Raw genomic sequence first — 16319 nt, forward strand, 5'->3', positions numbered from 1 at the left:
TTCGGTGCGGCGGCAACGAGAGCCCCAACCGGAATGACAAACGGAGCGACGCGGGCAGACGTTCTGGAGTTGACGCGTTTTCGGGATGCCCGATGTTCGACGACGCAGGAATACAACACACGGGCCGGTGGAGCTCTTGGTCTCCTCACCGCTTGGCACGGTGCATGCACGGTAATCCGAAATGCGCCATCGAACAGAAAGGAATCATCCCATGATCAAGCTCACAGAGAATGCCGCTGCCATCATGAACGTCGCGCTTTCCCGAGCCGAGCAGGCGGAAGGCTTTCGCATCGCGGTCGAGGCAGGTGGGTGCGCCGGCTACAAATACCTGGTGGGGCTGGAGAGCGTCCAGGGCCAGGGCGACGCGGTGATCGAAACAGATGGGGTCAAGGTGTTCGTTGACGCCGGCTCCCAAGCACACATCAACGGCATGACGATCGACTTTGTGACGGCGCCCGAATCCTCCGGTTTTGTCTTCGACAATCCCAATGCGCAACAGAAGTGCACTTGCGGCAAATCTTTCGGCTGATCACCGGGAAAGGGAGATAGCCCATGTGGAATTATAGCGAAACGGTCATGATTTCCTTGTTCAATCAGAAGAACGACGGCATGCAGGAAAATCCCGTCATTGAGACCGGGGCAGCCGATGGTAGAGGGCCTGAATTGATCATCGGAGTCGACCCAAAGGTGGAAGCGTTTCCGGTGACACCGTCGTCCTTGCGTGGCAACCCAGCGACCGCCTCCTCGTCAGCGCTGGCCGAACTCATAACCCGAAAGCCCGCTGATAAAGCGCCTCGGACCGTCCGTCAGGAGACAGCAGGCTTTTTAGACTGTTTGCTGCCGGAGAAAAACGTCTGCTCATCCACGGATTATCCTGAGGCAGCAAAATTTCGTGGCGGACATCCGGGCAAGGATCACGAAGGTGACGCCCCATCTTCAAACAGTTCCGTGCCGATGAAGGGTGAGCGAAGAAGCGTGCGTGTCAAGAAGCTCGATTTCATCACCAAGTCGCTCACTTCGCTAGGTCTGGCTGTAGCCGGACGACACTCGTCTAAGCCGTCGAAGACGTGTCAGGGGTTTATACAGTACTGGTCGTCGAAAGCCTCGTTCCGGCAGAAGAGGACCATCAGACCGCCACAACAGAAATCTGAGGCCTTAAGAAGTTGGCAGGGTCGAACTCGATGTTGTAGCCGACAATCGCGTCGGGCAGGGTCAAAAAATCGCCGCCGCCTGCAACAGTTCAGTTCTCAGCGACAAGCTAGGCTGACGACCCACCTAGTTAAGCCGCCGCGGCGAATCCAGCCATTGGAAACGGCGCGAGCGCAAAGCGTTCCTTCCTTTCTGCTGATGGCGGCGATGCGACATTATCGACGCCAACAAGATCGCGCGACGCGCCATCGCACGACTCCAGCCCGCGCTGGCCGCCCGAGGCCAGCAAACAACAGCATGTACAAGACGCTGATGCATTATCACCGCGTCCCCTCAGCCGAGATTGACCCATGAGAGCGATCTATCTCGACAATAATGCAACAACCAGGGTCGATCCTGAAGTGGTTGAAGCCATGCTGCCGTTCTTTGCGGATCAGTTTGGAAACCCTTCGTCGGCGCACGCTTTTGGCTCCTCCATCCGGGAGGCGGTGAGGAAGGCGCGCCGGCAATTGCAAGCGCTGATCGGCGCCGAGTTCGATCATGAGATCGTGTTCACCTCGGGGGGGACGGAAAGCGACAATACAGCGATCCTTTCGGCGCTGGAGGTGATGCCTGAGCGCACAGAGATCGTGACCTCCGCAGTCGAGCATTCAGCGGTGCTGACACTCTGCGGCCATCTGGAGAAGACGCGCGGCGTGAAGGTACACAGGATCCCAGTGGATCGGCATGGACGTCTCGATCTTGACGCCTACGAGAACGCCCTCACTCATCGCGTAGCGATTGTTTCGATCATGTGGGCGAACAACGAGACGGGAACCATTTTTCCGGTCGCTAAGCTTGCCGACATGGCCAAGAGGATCGGTGCACTTTTCCACACGGACGCGGTCCAGGCGGTCGGTAAGGTTCCAATGAACCTCCAACCTACTGCAATCGACATGCTGTCGTTGACCGGACACAAATTCCATGGACCAAAAGGAATCGGCGCACTCTATCTTAGACGGGGCGTATCTTTCTCCTCACTGGTCAAGGGAGGTCATCAGGAGCGCGACCGACGCGCAGGGACAGAAAATACGGCCGGGATTGTAGGTTTAGGCAAGGCTGCCGAACTCGCCTTGAAATCAATGGACGACGAGACGACCCGATTAAGGTCGCTCCGAGATCGATTGGAGAACGGCATCGTCCAGCGTGTTCCAGGCGCCTTCGTAACCGGCGATCGGCTTAAGAGGTTGCCGAACACGGCGAACATCGCCTTTCAACGTGTCGAAGGCGACAGTATGCTCCTTCTTCTCAATCGCTATGGCATCGCCTGCTCTTCCGGGTCTGCCTGCTCCTCCGGTTCGCTGGAGCCGAGCCATGTCTTGAGGGCAATGGACATCCCTCATGCCGTGGCGCACGGAACAATCCGCTTCTCGTTCTCGCGCGATAACTGTGAGGAGGATGTCGACCGGGTGCTCGAAGTTTTACCTGGCATCGTTGAGAAGCTGCGGAGCCAATCCCGTTGCGGCCACGTGGCCGACACGAGCAGCCGTGTTCGTTCAGGGGAGTAGTAGCAGGCACGCTCATGAAACGGCAATTCCTTCTCACCGATACGACCTGCATTACGGCGAACCTTCACCGGCATCGTATGAACGATCAGAGAAAAGCTGGGGCTCGTTCAGTCACACAGATCGCCAGTTCACCGCCAATGCGTGTTCATGAGGGCGTCCCGCGCCACATCATCTTATTGGATCTCTCGACACCATCGGCGGATCGATTTCGACCACCAGCCTATGCCGATTCCAGTAGCAACGCGACTGCCTTGCGGGAAACCGCGTCGAACCGCGAATTCCGTATGTTGCAGTTTGAGCTACGGGAGAACGGTCTCGAGATCACCGCTCACGACAAAGGGAAATCTTATGTGCCGTTGCCCCGCTGACAGCAGTCCCATCAATGTCGAGGATATCCTCAATCGGCTGAAATGTCTCTCAGCTGCGGAGGAGTTCTTCGCAGCCCTAGGGGTCCGCTATGACCCGAAGGTTCTCGATGTCTCACGACTCCATATCATGAAGCGTATGGGCCAATACCTCGCGGCAGAGGACTTCTCCCATCTCCCTGACCAGGTAATCGCTGCTCGTGCCCGTGCCATACTGGAAAGGGCCTACTGTGATTTCGCCACCTCCGCGCCGCTCACGCACCGGGTCTTCAAGGTGCTCAGGGACCACAATCCGGACAGACCTGTCACACCCGGCCGCACCATTATCCCATTGGACTCCTTCCTGAAGCCGTTCGAAAAGGAATGAGCACGGTTGCGACACGACAATGTCGGGAAGCCTACAATTCAGTCATATGCTAGCAACGCCGGAATTACAGCCGTTTCAAGGGGATAGCGGATGCCAAACGGTTGGCACGAATGATGCACGCAAGCATATGTACTGACAAACCGGCCACCCATAGAGGGAGGGAGTAAGAAACCGCCATGCACATAGTTATCTGTATCAAACAGGTACCGGACTCCGCACAAATACGAGTGCATCCGGTGACGAACACAATCATGCGTCAGGGGGTGCCAACCATCATCAACCCCTATGATCTGTTCGCCCTTGAGGAGGCACTCCAGTTGCGCGACCGCCATGGCGGCGAGGTGACCGTGCTCACCATGGGGCCGCCCATGGCAGAGGACGCGTTGCGCAAGGCGCTCACTTACGGCGCCGACCGCGCCGTACTCTTGACCGACCGTCATTTTGCCGGCTCCGACACTCTGGCAACCTCGTTTGCTCTTTCGCAAGCCATCGCGAAGATCGGAGAGGCCTTCGGTACGCCCGATATCGTCTTTACGGGCAAACAGACCATCGACGGCGATACCGCCCAGGTTGGGCCTGGCATCGCCAAGCGCCTGGACCTCCTGCAGCTCACCTACGTGGCGAAAATCGTCTCTGTCGACATCAATGGGCGCGAGATTACGGTGGAGCGCCGCTCGGAAGGGGGCACGCAGACGCTGTTGAGCAAGCTCCCTTGCCTGATTACAATGCTCGAAGGCACAAACGAAATCCGCCGCGGCTCGCTCGATGACGCGCTACGGGCCGCGCGCAGCCAGATCGTGAAGTGGAATGCGGCCGACGCTGGCATAGAGGACCTCACCAAGTGCGGCCTGCGTGGCTCGCCAACCGTCGTTAAGAGGGTCTTTGCCCCTCCTGAGCGGCCGGAAAAGGCGGAGCAGATCGATACCGCGGAAAAAACGCCGCGCGATCTCGCGGAGGAGTTGATCGCTGGGATCTTTTTGCGCCAGCCGGCGCTCGAAAGCGAACTCGCCTTTGACGGCGAAGCGTAAAGGCAAGGAGCGACGATGTTAAGCACCAATCGAGAGAGCCCTCCTCCAGCCGTTGGCCGTGCCGCCATGAAGAAAGAGCTGCCCGATCAGTTTAAGGACCATCGGCACGTTTGGGTCTTCATCGAGCTGGAGCGCGACCAGGTCCATCCCGTCTCCTTCGAGCTGCTCGGCGAAGGCCGCAAGCTCGCCGACAAGCTGGGCGTCCAGCTTGCCGGCGTCGTTCTCGGACCGCCGGAAGAGGCCACGTGGTTTGCCGTCGCCGAGGCTTTTGCATATGGCGCCGACCTTGCCTACCTCATCGAGGCCCCACTGCTCGCCGACTATCGAAACGAGCCCTTCACCAAAGCATTGACGGATCTGGTTACTAACTACAAACCGGAAATCCTTCTTTTAGGGGCAACGACGCTCGGGCGCGACCTTGCCGGTTCCGTGGCGACGACCTTGTTGACAGGGCTCACGGCGGATTGCACCGAACTTGATGTGGATGCGGACGGCTCGCTTGCGGCGACCCGGCCGACTTTCGGCGGCTCCTTGCTGTGCACGATCTACACGCTCAACTGCCGGCCGCAGATGGCAACGGTTCGGCCGAGGGTCATGGCCATGCCGCCGCGCGGGAATAATAAGATCGGACGCGTCATTCGACACAAAGTGTCGATGATCGAGGAAGAGATCGTCACTAAGGTCCTCGGTTTCTTGTCTGATGGTCAGTCGGAGACGGCGAATCTCGCCTATGCGGATGTCGTGGTTGCTGGAGGCCTCGGTCTCGGCGCGGTGGAGAACGTGAAGCTTATGAAGAAACTCGCGCGGACGATCGGGGCCGATTATGGCTGTTCGCGCCCCCTCGTCCAAAAGGGCTGGATGCCTGCTGATCGGCAGATCGGCCAAACTGGCAAAACCATCCGGCCGAAGCTCTACATAGCGGCCGGCATTTCCGGCGCCATCCAGCATCGCGTTGGCGTCGAGGGAGCTGATCTTATTTTAGCCATTAACACCGATCCTAACGCGCCGATTTTTGATTTCGCTCACCTTGGCGTGGTCACCGATGCGATCCGTTTACTGCCGTCATTGACGGAACTATTCACCCATCGACTGTCGCCGCACAGTCGCGATAAGCTTGCAAACTGAGGGCGCCCCATGACCGAGGAAAACTTCGACGCCATAGTTATCGGGGCCGGCATGGCCGGAAACGCAGCTGCTTACACGATGTCGAGCCGCGGCATGAAGGTGCTGCAATTGGAGCGTGGCGAGTATCCGGGCTCCAAGAATGTGCAGGGCGCCATCATGTACGCGGACATGCTGGAGAAAATCCTGCCGGACTTCCGGGATGATGCGCCACTGGAGCGGCACTTGGTCGAGCAGCGCTTCTGGATGATGGACGACTCATCCCACATCGGTATGCAATACCGGTCGGACGACTTCAACGAGTCAAGACCCAATCGCTACACGGTCATTCGCGCCCAATTCGACAAATGGTTTTCACGCAAGGTGCGCGAGGCCGGAGCTACTCTTCTATGCGAGACGACCGTGACGGAACTCGTTCGTGATCCAAAGGGCAGGGTGACTGGCGTTCGCACCGACCGCGCCGGCGACGTGATCCTTGCTGACGTGGTCGTTCTCGCAGAGGGCGTCAATGGACTGCTCGGCACGCGGGCTGGATTGCGTGACACGCCAAAGCCGGAAACTGTCGCGCTCGCCGTCAAGGAAATGCATTTCCTGGCCGAAGAGGTGATTGACCAGCGGTTCGGCCTCAAGGCCAATGAAGGCTGCGTCATCGAGGCAGTTGGCACGATCTCTCGCAACATGGCCGGGCTTGCCTTCCTCTACACCAACAAAGAATCGATCTCGATCGGGATTGGCTGCCTTGTCTCCGAACTCGCGGCAACAATGGAAAGTCCTTATGGCCTGCTCGAAAAATTCAAAACCCATCCCTCGGTCAAGCCGCTGATCGCAGGATCGGAAGTCAAGGAATATGCGGCTCATCTCATTCCAGAAGGTGGTTACAAGGCAATTCCGCAGCTTTTTGGTGACGGCTGGGTCGTCGTCGGCGACGCGGCACAGCTTAATAATGCGGTGCACCGCGAGGGGTCCAACCTCGCCATGACGTCGGGGCGCATCGCCGGCGAAGCAATCGTCCAGATCAGGAATCGCAAGAAACCGATGGTCAAGGAGCACCTCTCCCTTTACAAGTCGATGCTTGAAAATTCATTCGTCATCAAAGACTTGCGGAAGTACAAGGACATGCCTGCCCTGCTGCACACCAATTCCCGCAATTTCTTCACGACTTATCCAAAATTGCTGTCGCAGGCCGCACAGAACTTTGTGCGAGTGGACGGCACCCCGAAGATCGACAAGGAACGGGCGACCACGGCCACCTTCATCAAGGCACGCTCGCGCTGGGGGCTGTTTGGTGATGCGGTCCGCTTGGCGCGCGCGTGGCGATAAAGGAAAGATGAGATGACGGTTGCAGTGACGAACATACGCGTAGAGGACAAGCTTTACCAAAATCGATATGTGGTCGATGCCGGACGTCCGCATATTAGGGTGCGTCCACACGAGTGGCCGAGCGTAAATCTGTATGCCCTGACAGGTGTCTGTCCGGCCAAGTGCTACGAATTGAATGACCAGGGCCAAGTGGAGGTTATCGCCGACGGGTGCATGGAGTGCGGCACGTGCCGCGTACTCTGTGAGGCAAGTGGAGATATCGAGTGGAACTATCCGAGAGGCGGTTTCGGCGTTCTCTTCAAGTTCGGATAAAGGTTTGCAACTCAACGACTCAGAACCAACTTGGGTTTGCAGACAGGCGCATCGGAAACTTGCAGAGGTGCGCGTTGCGGATTGGCATTAGAAATTACTATAAATACATGCAAGCAGGGGTTATAAGAAACGTTAGACAACCCAAGGCCATATAATGACCCACATGCCCGCGCGATCGGTCGATGGAGTGGAGCCCCTATCTGCGCTACCTGCTGAACCCATGCGCCAAGCGGGCAGCGGAATCTACGAGATATCAAAGGTTCTAACTGCCCCCGCCCGGCTAGAGATCACGCTTGCCAACGTCGTGAACATCCTCTCTTCCTTTCTGCAGATTCGACAGGGAGCAATCGTTGTTCTGGACGCTGGAGGTCATCCCGAGATTGCCGCAACTGGCGACATCCCCCCATCCTCTCAATCAGCCGCTCGAGGCGTTATACCGAAGGCCGTAATCGACCATATCGTGACAACCGGTATGCCCTTTATCGTAAAGGATGTTGGCAAGTCCGAATTGTTTCAGGCTGATCCGCAACCGCCTTGGAGCAGCGGCACCGTCCCGATTTCTTTTGTTGGCGTTCCGGTAAAAGCCGATAACAAAATAATTGGCACAATATCGGTCGATCGCGTCAGGAACGACGCCGCCCCCTTCCCCGCCGACGAGGACGTTCGCTTTCTGACCATGGTCGCCAATCTGGTCAGCCGGACGATCCGGCTTCATCGCTTCCTGAACCTGGAGAGTCGGCGACTTATCGGCGAACAAGAGAGACCGGAGAAGCCGATCAACACGCAAAGGGGCGCCCCGGGCCGACATCCACCCGTCAAAATCGACGGGATTGTCGGGGATAGCCCGGCTCTCCAGCAGGTGGTTGAAACCGTCTCGGTGGTGGCAAGGACGAATTCCACCGTGCTTCTGCGGGGCGAAAGCGGCACCGGCAAGGAATTTTTTGCTCAGGCGATCCATGAGCTTTCCCCTCGTAGAAACAAGCCGTTCGTCAAATTGAACTGCGCCGCGCTGCCTGAAGGCGTCCTGGAATCGGAGTTGTTTGGGCATGAAAAGGGCGCTTTCACCGGGGCCATCGCGCAGCGTGCCGGACGCTTCGAACTGGCAAATGGCGGAACGCTTCTGCTTGACGAGATTGGCGAGATTTCGCCCGCCTTTCAAGCCAAGCTGCTGCGCGTCCTGCAGGAAGGCGAACTGGAGCGAGTGGGCGGGACCAAGACGCTTGCGGTCGACGTCCGGCTCATATGCGCCACGAATAAAAACCTCGAAATGGCTGTTGCAAACGCCGAATTCAGGGCCGACCTGTATTACCGCATCAGCGTAGTTCCAATTGTCCTGCCGCCGCTTCGAGAGCGACCCGGTGATATTCCACGCCTTGCGAAAGCTCTTCTTGACCGATTCAACAAGGAGAACCAAAGCGAGCTTACGTTTTCGCCGTCGGCGATCGAGGTGATGTCGCAATGCTATTTCCCAGGCAACGTCCGGGAACTCGAAAATTGCGTGCGAAGGACTGCTACCCTTGCGCGTTCAAGCTCGATCGTTTCGTCTGATTTTGCCTGCAAGAACAGTCAGTGCCTTTCGTCGCTCCTCTGGAAAGGAACCGACGGGTCGCCCAGCGGCAATACCATCGATGGGCGTGCCCGGAGCAATGTGATGCCGGCTGCATCGCCGCGCTCGAGCGGGAACGTCGGTGCGTCGGACGAGGTGTCTTCCGTCAAGGCCTGTGATCCGAACGGTTCCGGTTGTCCCGCAATGGAGTCGCGCCTCACACAACGGGACCGGCTGATCGAGGCGATGGAGAAGGCCGGGTGGGTTCAGGCCAAGGCGGCTCGTATCCTCGGCCTTACGCCACGTCAGGTCGGCTATGCTTTACGCCAGCATCGCATCGAGGTGAAAAAGCTTTAAGCGTCCAAGTGACGTTTGGACCTTCTCGCATTTTCAATGCCTGGTTTGGTGGCTTCGGCCAACTCCTTTGTCGACTGTCGAAAGCTCGACAAATCTGTGTCAGAACACGGTCGGAATCGAACAACAATAAGCAAATTATTGAAGCGAATCCAATGCTTGGGATGGCATGGCTTTTGCGTTTTGAAACGCGACGTCAACTAGCAACGGAGCATTCAATGTCCGCACCGATGATTTCGCTTGAGAGTGTGACCACCACGACATCCTCGGATCAATTGCTGGTGACCGCGAAACCGAGTGGCTGCACATCCTCGTCATGTGGCGTGTCCACAAAGCCGGCCGACATGGACCAGGCTATCTGGGCGAAGATCAAAAACCACCCCTGCTATTCAGAAGAAGCTCACCATTATTTCGCGCGCATGCATGTCGCGGTCGCACCAGCCTGCAATATCCAGTGCAACTATTGCAACCGTAAATATGACTGCGCCAACGAAAGCCGGCCTGGGGTAGTCTCGGAAAAGTTGACGCCAGACCAAGCGCGGCGCAAGGTCATTGCCGTCGCCAACGAAGTGCCGCAGCTTTCCGTGCTGGGTGTCGCCGGACCGGGCGATGCCTGTTACGACTGGAAGAAGACAAAGGAAACGTTCGAACGAGTCGCGGGCGAGATCCACGACATCAAGCTGTGCATTTCCACCAACGGGCTTGCGCTGCCGGATCACGTCGTCGAACTTGTCGACATGAATGTCGATCATGTGACAATCACGATCAACATGGTTGACCCTGAAATCGGCGCAAAGATCTATCCCTGGATCTTTTACCACAACCGTCGTTACACCGGCATCGAAGGCGCCAGAATCCTGCACGAGCGGCAGATGTTGGGCCTGGAGATGCTGACCGCGCGCGGCATCCTTACTAAGGTCAATTCGGTGATGATCCCTGGCGTCAACGACGAACACCTGGTCGAGGTAAACAAATGGGTCAAGGAGCGGGGGGCGTTCCTGCACAACGTCATGCCGCTTATTTCGGATCCCGCCCATGGCACCTACTACGGCTTGACCGGACAGCGCGGCCCGCGGGCGCTCGAATTGAAGGCGCTCCAGGATCGTCTCGAAGGCGGCGCAAAGCTGATGCGCCATTGTCGGCAGTGCAGGGCCGACGCCGTCGGCCTGCTTGGGGATGATCGCGGCCAGGAGTTCGCACTCGACCAGATTCCCGGAGAGATCACCTATGACGCCCATAAGCGCGAGGCCTATCGGGAAGTGGTCGCGCGCGAACGCGGCGATCACGCGACCGCCAAGAGCGAGGCAATCGAGACAGTCAAAGCAGCCGGCGACGGGTCCCTCCACGTCGCGGTCGCGACAAAGGGTGGCGGTCGCATCAACGAGCACTTCGGCCATGCGAAGGAATTCCAAGTATACGAAGCTTCGTCGAGAGGCATCACCTACGTCGGGCATCGCAGGATTGAACAGTATTGCCTCGGAGGCATGGGCGAGGAAGCCACCCTCGACGCCATCATAACTGCGCTGGAGGGCATTGACGTCGTGCTATGCGCCAAGATCGGGGAGTGCCCTAAGAATCGGCTCATCGAGGCCGGGGTTCGGGCAACGGATGCTTATTGCTATGACTACATCGAGACCGCCATCGGCACCCTTTACGCCGCCAAGTTTGGCGTCGAACCACAAGCGGCGACGGCGTGAGCGCTCTTAATCCAACATCTTCAGGAGTTTTAAAATGGCCTTCAGGATCATAGCGTCCCAATGCACCCAGTGCGGTGCCTGCGAGTTCGAATGCCCCTCCGGCGCGATCAGGTTCAAAGGAGAGATCTACGTTATCGACGCGGAAAAATGCACCGAATGCAAGGGCACCTTTGAAACGCAGCAATGCGCGGAGGTTTGTCCCGTGCCGAAGACCTGCGTCGCCGCCGCACCTGCGATTTGACCTTCAGCATGGTCGGGGCTCCTGCGGAGAAAGCCGCCTTCAATGACATCCTGCAGCTCCCAGAAGGAGGAACGCCGATGGGCCTTGGACGTGAACAGGAGGTCGAAATCCACAAGCCTCCACGATTTATACCCGGCGAGCGGGTGAGGGCCAGACTTCACGTAAAGAATGACGGCACCTATGCTGGCAAAAACATCGGCGAAAATTTGGTGCGGAAGGGCGACGAAGGCTATGTGCGCGACATCGGCACCTTTCTCCAGCAGTTTTACATCTATGCGGTCGAATGGGTCGAACATGGCACTATCGTCGGCATGCGTGCGCGTGAACTGACGAGCCTGGACAACGCCGCTGCTTGCGGCGCTGCTGAAATCGCGGGGCCCCCAACGAAGGAATAGCGACATGAAGATAATGATTCGCAGAACGAGCGCCGGCTTGTCGGCTTACGTACCAAAGAAAGATCTCGAAGAGCCGATCGTAGACGTCGAGACTGAAGACTTGTGGGGCGGCACGGTCACACTCAGGAACGGCTGGAGGCTCGTCCTGCCCAAGCTATCGCGGGATACGCCTCTGCCGATCACCGTCCAAGCAAGGAAGATTCCTGACGAGGACTGATGCTGCAACGACAGACAAGAGAAACCAGCATGAACACAATCTTGACCTCGGACCGTCTCCTAATCGTTCGCAACGGTGACGCGGAAAAAAGACTTAAGCTGCTTCAGGAAGCGCTCGCTGCGGATCGGATCGTTCCCTATCTCGGTCCGGATCTCCTTCGGCTGCAATCCACGGAACCACCTGTACCGGACACCCCGGAAGCCGTCTCCGCGGCACTCAACAAACGCACACTTGCTCCCTCCAGGATACGCAGCAATATGTGGTCAGTCGCGGAGTTCATTGAACAGCGACGGCATCGCCGGACGCTTCAGACCTGGATGGCAGAAATATTTGGAGCACCCGTGGCGCCGACGGCCCTCCACGACTGGCTCGCGACGTTGCCGATCTCCCTTATCGTCGACGGCTGGTACGACGGGACAATGCGTGCGGCTTTCGCGAAGACCGGTCGAACGGATGTCGTCGAGATGCAAGGCGTCACGCGTGCGAACGGCGGCGGCGACATTTGGACAAAAACCTACGATCTCTCCGGGAGAGACGTCGAACGCGTCTCAGCGCCAAAGACGGTCCTCTATGCGCCGCACGGCAGTGTTATGCCAGCCTCGAACTTTCTAGTGTCCGATTCCGATTACGTGGAAGTCCTAACCGAAATTGATATCCAGACGCCAATACCTGAAATGGTGAAAGAACGGCGTACAGATCGCGGTTTTCTTTTCATTGGCTGCCGCTTCAACGATCAAATGCTCCGGATCTACGCTCGACAGATCATCAAGCGCTCCCACGGCCCCCACTTTGCAGTACTTGATGCGGAAGGCCTTACCAAAAACGAGCAGCGTTTCCTTGCAGCGAGCGCAATCACGGTTGTCGACCTGCCGACCGGCGAAGCCACGGCGCTGCTTGTCCCATTTGGCATTAAGACGGATGGTGAGGAAGGCCACACGGCTTCCGGTTCGAATTTCCGTAGCGGCTAGGGTGTAGCCGCAGATAGAAAGTGCTCTGTTTCTGCTAAGTTCGAATGTCATACTGCCCAGGTTTGCTGACGTGGTGGCGATGAGCGCGCGTGATCTCTGCAGCGGATCGAGGCTCTGTCGCAGGTGATCGACGGCAAGATCGGGGACGACCGCAGATTTACTGTTCGCTCAATGCCATGCGGAGGACCGATGGTTATCAAAAAAAACCTAAACAATTCCCACTACGCGGCAGAACCGCGGCCGGAATCGCCAAAGATAAGCCCTCGCATCGGCCACCATAATCAAGTTGTACGCTGATCGGCCGAAACGAGAGACCAAGGTTTGTCTTTAAACCCTCACCCGCACCGACTTCTCCAGTATGTCCAAACCGCGTTGGGCAGTTTGACTGTCGATAGTCAAGGGAGGAAGAAGCTTGATTACCTGGTCTTCCGCGCCGCATCGCTCTACCACCAGCCCTTGTTCGAAGGCTTGGCGGACGATTTTCTCCGCTAGTTTCCCCGTACGGCAGTCGAGCCCCAACATCATGCCTCTTCCCCGCACGGCAAGTTCAGAACGTTGGTTGCTTTGAGCAACTTCCCGAAGGCGCTCCATGAGCTGGCGTCCTGTTTCGATAACGCCCTTAGATAAGTTTTCATTTGTCCAGTATTTTTGCAAAGCAGCACTTGCCGTCACGAGTGCAAGGTTATTGCCTCTGAAAGTCCCAGTGTGTTCACCTGGCTGCCAAACGTCCAATTCGGATTTGAGCAGCAGAAGCGATAGAGGTAACCCATAACCGCTGAGGGATTTGGATAAAAGCACGATGTCTGGGGATATACCCGCAGACTCAAAACTGAAAAATTCGCCAGTTCGGCCGCAGCCAGCCTGAATGTCGTCAACAATCAGTAGGACGTCGTTCTTTCTGCAGAGCCGCTCAAGTGACTGCAGCCAGTCTGTGCTTGCAGGGTTGATACCTCCCTCGCCTTGAACAGTTTCCAGAATAATAGCTGCCGGCAAGTCGACTCCGCTACTACTATCAGCAAGCACCTTATCCAAGTAGTCGGACGTATCGTTGTCGGCTCCCCAGTAGCCGTCGTAGGGCATGAAAACTGCGCCGGCAGGGGTAAGACCTGCTGCATTTCGGAAATATCGATTGCCGGTTACGGCAAGGGCCCCCAAACTCCCTCCGTGATAGCCGTTTGTGAACGAGATTACGTTGTGCCGGCCGGTTGCCTTACGTGCGAGTTTCAAAGCAGCTTCAACAGCGTTGGCACCCGTGGGGCCGGTAAACTGAAATTTGTACGCCAGCCCGCGCGGGCGCAAAATTATATGGTCAAAATTTTTGATAAATTCTCGTTTCGCTGATGTTGCCATGTCTAACGCGTGGACAATCCGATTCGATTGCAGGTATTCCACTGCAGCATTTCGGATGTGGGGGTCGTTGTGACCGTAGTTAAGGGCACTCGCGCCGGAAAGAAAATCAATGAACTCACAACCATTCTCGTCTTCGAGGATGGCTCCTGCCGCCTTTCTGAACACCACAGGGAAGGATCGTGAATATGACCTCACATTTGACTCGAGGGTTTCAAATTCCAGTAGCGAGTTAGAACTACTCTCTTGAGGCATGATCTTCCTCCATAAGAAACTTGCAGAGTCTCATCTGGTCGTGAACTAGTCGAACCGCTCCCGGTCTGCCTTCACTAACCCTTTACAATTGGAGGCTGGCATCCTAGCCGACAACGGCGACCCATTGCACCTACCTGCAAAGGGAGTATCGTCATAGACCGTTTCTTGGTAACAGGCTCAGCGCGTGCCGGATACACGTTTGGAGAATTGCCGTTACTGCCGGACGGCAGCGTTGTGCCCAGTCCAACATCAGCAGTTGCGATATGACCGAAGACAGGTTCCGATGGCCGCCCCGCAACGGCCGGACGCAGGACCACACCCCGAGTTGGTCCTACAATTCGATAATTCCAAGGCTTGCTGCTTTCAAAGCCGCGACCGTTCGGCTACTGACATCCAACTTCCGCGTTATATTTTTTATGTGAAAATTTACGGTATTATCAGAAATACCAAGTATCCGCCCTATATCCCATGAAGACTTCCCCCTTGCTACCCAGAGAATACACTCTCTTTCTCTTGGAGTAAGTTCGGGGTATTTTCCCGCAACCCGCTGTTTCGCAAAATCCGCGACACTCAGATGGAAGTGCACAGCCGCAAATTTCAGATATGTAACCATTTTATTCTCGGGCTCGCAGGACGAGGGCCGAGCAAAGCTCATAATCGCAAAACTACCTCCGGGTCCGTGCAATGGAACACTGACCCCTGACCTCAAACCGAACGCTGCAGCCTCCTCGAAAAATCGCCGTTCCAGTTCCGTTTTGCTCATGTCATTGTGCGCTTCACTCCAACGAAAAGCATCCGCCTGCTTTCGGCTCTTTTTGATGATGGGATCAATTCTGTCATAGCCCATCTTGGCATAATGGTCCTGCCACTCATCAGGATAGCTGACGACAGGCGGATTGCAGCGGACCATCTTTAGGATTTCACCGCCCGATTGACGATGATAGGCGACCCATGGGAATTCGAGAATCCGAGCAAATGAACACAACAATTCGAAAAGCTTCGGGGATCGAATTATGCCCTGAGTTTTTTCGAGGAATTGGTAAAATTCAGCTGCATGCGCTTCTTCGATTGATTTAGGGAATTGCATGAGCGGAACCAAAAGAAAGCTGAAAGGATAGGTACCTGTCGGCTCCGCGGCCTCGACAGAATGCATTCACCCAAGTTCTGTAGCTCTGCCGCCGCATCCTTTGCCTCCAAACATCGTCACCGTCGTTACAGAGTTTTCGATGCAGAAACTCCGGCGTTGCTGCCGGAAGGGCTACACAACTTGCTCTGACCACGTGTGTTGCTCTTGGACTTGATTCGAGGAGTATCAAGAGCTGTGCCAATTCAGATCTGGGAGCAATTGCCGATGTTAATCAACGATTCGACCGCTTCGGTGCACGGCTGGACATACCAAGTTTTGTCGTAAGTCGATGAAACCCGACAAAAATAGCCATTGAGCGGCCCATCACTAACAACCATGTTTGGCCCATCGCCTCTCCAGCCATCCACGCAAGGGGATGGTGGTGACGTATCCCCACGTGCTCATTTCCGAGTACGCTTACGATTTTGGGATCAGAACCGCGGATGCCATCTTCGATCCTGTAAAGAGCGCGATACGCAGCAACGCCTCGTCGACGATAGGCGAGCCCTTCTTCGGCTTTGCCTTGATCAGCTTTCTGCCGCCATGAGCCCACCAGAAGGCGAGCCTCAGCGGATTACCGCGCATGCGGTCTGGCGTAACCAGGTGAGAGTAGCCGCCATAGGCATCGACTTGGATCGCGCCGTTGAATCCGTCTTAATTTCGGCAGCATATTCGCCGTTGCGCCCAGGCCGAGCACCCCGCCGGACGGCAAAGATCCGTTCCAGCCGCGGTCGCAGCCCCAGAGATAGCTATTTTCGTCCTGCCGCGCCCCGGATCCAAACACTGGAGCCGTGGTCTTATCTATATAGAGCCGTCCAATTGGCCATGTCGTCTGTGACCGGGTGCTCCACTCGTGCGCTAACAACACGCGTAATCAAGGGAATCGTGACGGCGCATGCCTTACTGTGTTGCGCCTATTTGTGATCTTATTTCCACGTGACAAGCAGTGAGCAATAGTTCGAA

General features: G+C 56.6%; 17 protein-coding genes and 1 pseudogene. 15 read left to right on the forward strand and 3 right to left on the reverse strand.

Annotated elements, in window-relative coordinates:
• The first annotated feature begins 211 nt into the window (after positions 1-211).
• The 15 genes from CO657_RS25095 (at position 212) to CO657_RS25165 (ending at position 12628) form a co-directional block, all read left to right on the forward strand.
• Entirely contained in the window at positions 212-529 is a 318-nt protein-coding gene (locus CO657_RS25095) for a HesB/IscA family protein (protein ID WP_054186103.1), read from the forward strand.
• Between the two features lie 23 nt (positions 530-552).
• Entirely contained in the window at positions 553-1503 is a 951-nt protein-coding gene (locus CO657_RS25100; protein WP_082366402.1) for a nitrogen fixation protein, read from the forward strand.
• On the forward strand, positions 1500-2696 hold the full coding sequence (gene nifS / locus CO657_RS25105) for a cysteine desulfurase NifS (RefSeq protein ID WP_054186102.1): 1197 nt from the start codon (positions 1500-1502) through the stop codon (positions 2694-2696). Before CO657_RS25100 ends, nifS begins: the two co-directional genes overlap by 4 nt.
• A gap of 14 nt (positions 2697-2710) precedes the next feature.
• Positions 2711-3064 (forward strand): hypothetical protein, encoded by a 354-nt coding sequence (locus CO657_RS25110; RefSeq protein ID WP_128715605.1) that lies wholly within the window; start codon positions 2711-2713, stop codon positions 3062-3064.
• Positions 3045-3428: a nitrogenase stabilizing/protective protein NifW gene (nifW, locus tag CO657_RS25115; RefSeq protein WP_054186101.1), complete on the forward strand. Its 384-nt coding sequence runs from the start codon at positions 3045-3047 to the stop codon at positions 3426-3428. The genes CO657_RS25110 and nifW overlap by 20 nt, the downstream gene beginning before the upstream one ends.
• A 176-nt stretch (positions 3429-3604) precedes the next feature.
• The gene (locus tag CO657_RS25120; protein ID WP_007636877.1) at positions 3605-4456 is read left to right on the forward strand and encodes an electron transfer flavoprotein subunit beta/FixA family protein; all 852 of its coding nucleotides are present in this window, start codon (positions 3605-3607) and stop codon (positions 4454-4456) included.
• A gap of 15 nt (positions 4457-4471) precedes the next feature.
• Positions 4472-5581, forward strand: coding sequence for an electron transfer flavoprotein subunit alpha/FixB family protein (locus CO657_RS25125; protein WP_007636879.1), 1110 nt, complete (start codon positions 4472-4474; stop codon positions 5579-5581).
• Positions 5582-5590: 9 nt separating this feature from the next.
• Positions 5591-6898 carry an FAD-binding protein gene (locus tag CO657_RS25130; protein WP_054186100.1) on the forward strand — a complete coding sequence of 436 codons (1308 nt, stop codon included), beginning with the start codon at positions 5591-5593 and terminating at the stop codon, positions 6896-6898.
• 12 nt (positions 6899-6910) lie between these two features.
• Positions 6911-7210 (forward strand): ferredoxin family protein, encoded by a 300-nt coding sequence (locus tag CO657_RS25135; protein ID WP_007636883.1) that lies wholly within the window; start codon positions 6911-6913, stop codon positions 7208-7210.
• A 154-nt stretch (positions 7211-7364) separates the two neighbouring features.
• Positions 7365-9113: a nif-specific transcriptional activator NifA gene (nifA, locus tag CO657_RS25140; protein WP_054186099.1), complete on the forward strand. Its 1749-nt coding sequence runs from the start codon at positions 7365-7367 to the stop codon at positions 9111-9113.
• Between the two features lie 215 nt (positions 9114-9328).
• Positions 9329-10807, forward strand: coding sequence for a nitrogenase cofactor biosynthesis protein NifB (gene nifB / locus CO657_RS25145; protein ID WP_054186098.1), 1479 nt, complete (start codon positions 9329-9331; stop codon positions 10805-10807).
• 34 nt (positions 10808-10841) lie between these two features.
• Positions 10842-11048: a 4Fe-4S binding protein gene (locus CO657_RS25150; RefSeq protein WP_082366400.1), complete on the forward strand. Its 207-nt coding sequence runs from the start codon at positions 10842-10844 to the stop codon at positions 11046-11048.
• A gap of 77 nt (positions 11049-11125) precedes the next feature.
• Positions 11126-11443, forward strand: a complete 318-nt coding sequence (locus tag CO657_RS25155) for a nitrogen fixation protein NifZ (RefSeq protein ID WP_007636887.1) — start codon at positions 11126-11128, stop codon at positions 11441-11443.
• A gap of 4 nt (positions 11444-11447) precedes the next feature.
• A complete protein-coding gene (gene nifT, locus CO657_RS25160) occupies positions 11448-11660 on the forward strand; it encodes a putative nitrogen fixation protein NifT (protein WP_054186097.1) in 213 nt (70 codons plus the stop codon).
• Positions 11661-11689: 29 nt separating this feature from the next.
• Positions 11690-12628 (forward strand): SIR2 family NAD-dependent protein deacylase, encoded by a 939-nt coding sequence (locus CO657_RS25165; protein WP_054186110.1) that lies wholly within the window; start codon positions 11690-11692, stop codon positions 12626-12628.
• Between the two features lie 327 nt (positions 12629-12955).
• Here CO657_RS25165 and ectB read toward each other — a convergent pair whose 3' ends face one another.
• From ectB to CO657_RS25180, 3 genes and pseudogenes are all read right to left on the reverse strand, one after another.
• A complete protein-coding gene (gene ectB / locus CO657_RS25170) occupies positions 12956-14230 on the reverse strand; it encodes a diaminobutyrate--2-oxoglutarate transaminase (protein WP_054186096.1) in 1275 nt (424 codons plus the stop codon).
• A gap of 331 nt (positions 14231-14561) precedes the next feature.
• Entirely contained in the window at positions 14562-15383 is an 822-nt protein-coding gene (locus CO657_RS25175) for a LuxR family transcriptional regulator (protein WP_082366399.1), read from the reverse strand.
• A gap of 397 nt (positions 15384-15780) precedes the next feature.
• Positions 15781-16170 (reverse strand): annotated as a pseudogene (locus CO657_RS25180) (IS66 family transposase); the annotation flags it as partial.
• Positions 16171-16319: the final 149 nt, after the last annotated feature.

Origin of the sequence: Rhizobium acidisoli, from assembly GCF_002531755.2 — a bacterium.
Lineage (GTDB): Bacteria > Pseudomonadota > Alphaproteobacteria > Rhizobiales > Rhizobiaceae > Rhizobium > Rhizobium acidisoli.

Bases quoted from the DNA above. Each gene is read 5' to 3' on its own strand.
- CO657_RS25135 (WP_007636883.1), top strand. From the start codon at position 6,911: ATGACGGTTGCAGTGACGAACATACGCGTAGAGGACAAGCTTTACCAA.
- CO657_RS25165 (WP_054186110.1), top strand. From the start codon at position 11,690: ATGAACACAATCTTGACCTCGGACCGTCTCCTAATCGTTCGCAACGGT.
- CO657_RS25150 (WP_082366400.1), top strand. From the start codon at position 10,842: ATGGCCTTCAGGATCATAGCGTCCCAATGCACCCAGTGCGGTGCCTGC.
- nifA (WP_054186099.1), top strand. From the start codon at position 7,365: ATGACCCACATGCCCGCGCGATCGGTCGATGGAGTGGAGCCCCTATCT.
- CO657_RS25155 (WP_007636887.1), top strand. From the start codon at position 11,126: ATGGGCCTTGGACGTGAACAGGAGGTCGAAATCCACAAGCCTCCACGA.
- nifW (WP_054186101.1), top strand. From the start codon at position 3,045: ATGTGCCGTTGCCCCGCTGACAGCAGTCCCATCAATGTCGAGGATATC.
- CO657_RS25110 (WP_128715605.1), top strand. From the start codon at position 2,711: ATGAAACGGCAATTCCTTCTCACCGATACGACCTGCATTACGGCGAAC.
- nifB (WP_054186098.1), top strand. From the start codon at position 9,329: ATGTCCGCACCGATGATTTCGCTTGAGAGTGTGACCACCACGACATCC.
- nifS (WP_054186102.1), top strand. From the start codon at position 1,500: ATGAGAGCGATCTATCTCGACAATAATGCAACAACCAGGGTCGATCCT.
- CO657_RS25100 (WP_082366402.1), top strand. From the start codon at position 553: ATGTGGAATTATAGCGAAACGGTCATGATTTCCTTGTTCAATCAGAAG.
- CO657_RS25120 (WP_007636877.1), top strand. From the start codon at position 3,605: ATGCACATAGTTATCTGTATCAAACAGGTACCGGACTCCGCACAAATA.
- CO657_RS25175 (WP_082366399.1), bottom strand. From the start codon at position 15,383: ATGCATTCTGTCGAGGCCGCGGAGCCGACAGGTACCTATCCTTTCAGC.
- nifT (WP_054186097.1), top strand. From the start codon at position 11,448: ATGAAGATAATGATTCGCAGAACGAGCGCCGGCTTGTCGGCTTACGTA.
- CO657_RS25130 (WP_054186100.1), top strand. From the start codon at position 5,591: ATGACCGAGGAAAACTTCGACGCCATAGTTATCGGGGCCGGCATGGCC.
- CO657_RS25095 (WP_054186103.1), top strand. From the start codon at position 212: ATGATCAAGCTCACAGAGAATGCCGCTGCCATCATGAACGTCGCGCTT.
- ectB (WP_054186096.1), bottom strand. From the start codon at position 14,230: ATGCCTCAAGAGAGTAGTTCTAACTCGCTACTGGAATTTGAAACCCTC.
- CO657_RS25125 (WP_007636879.1), top strand. From the start codon at position 4,472: ATGTTAAGCACCAATCGAGAGAGCCCTCCTCCAGCCGTTGGCCGTGCC.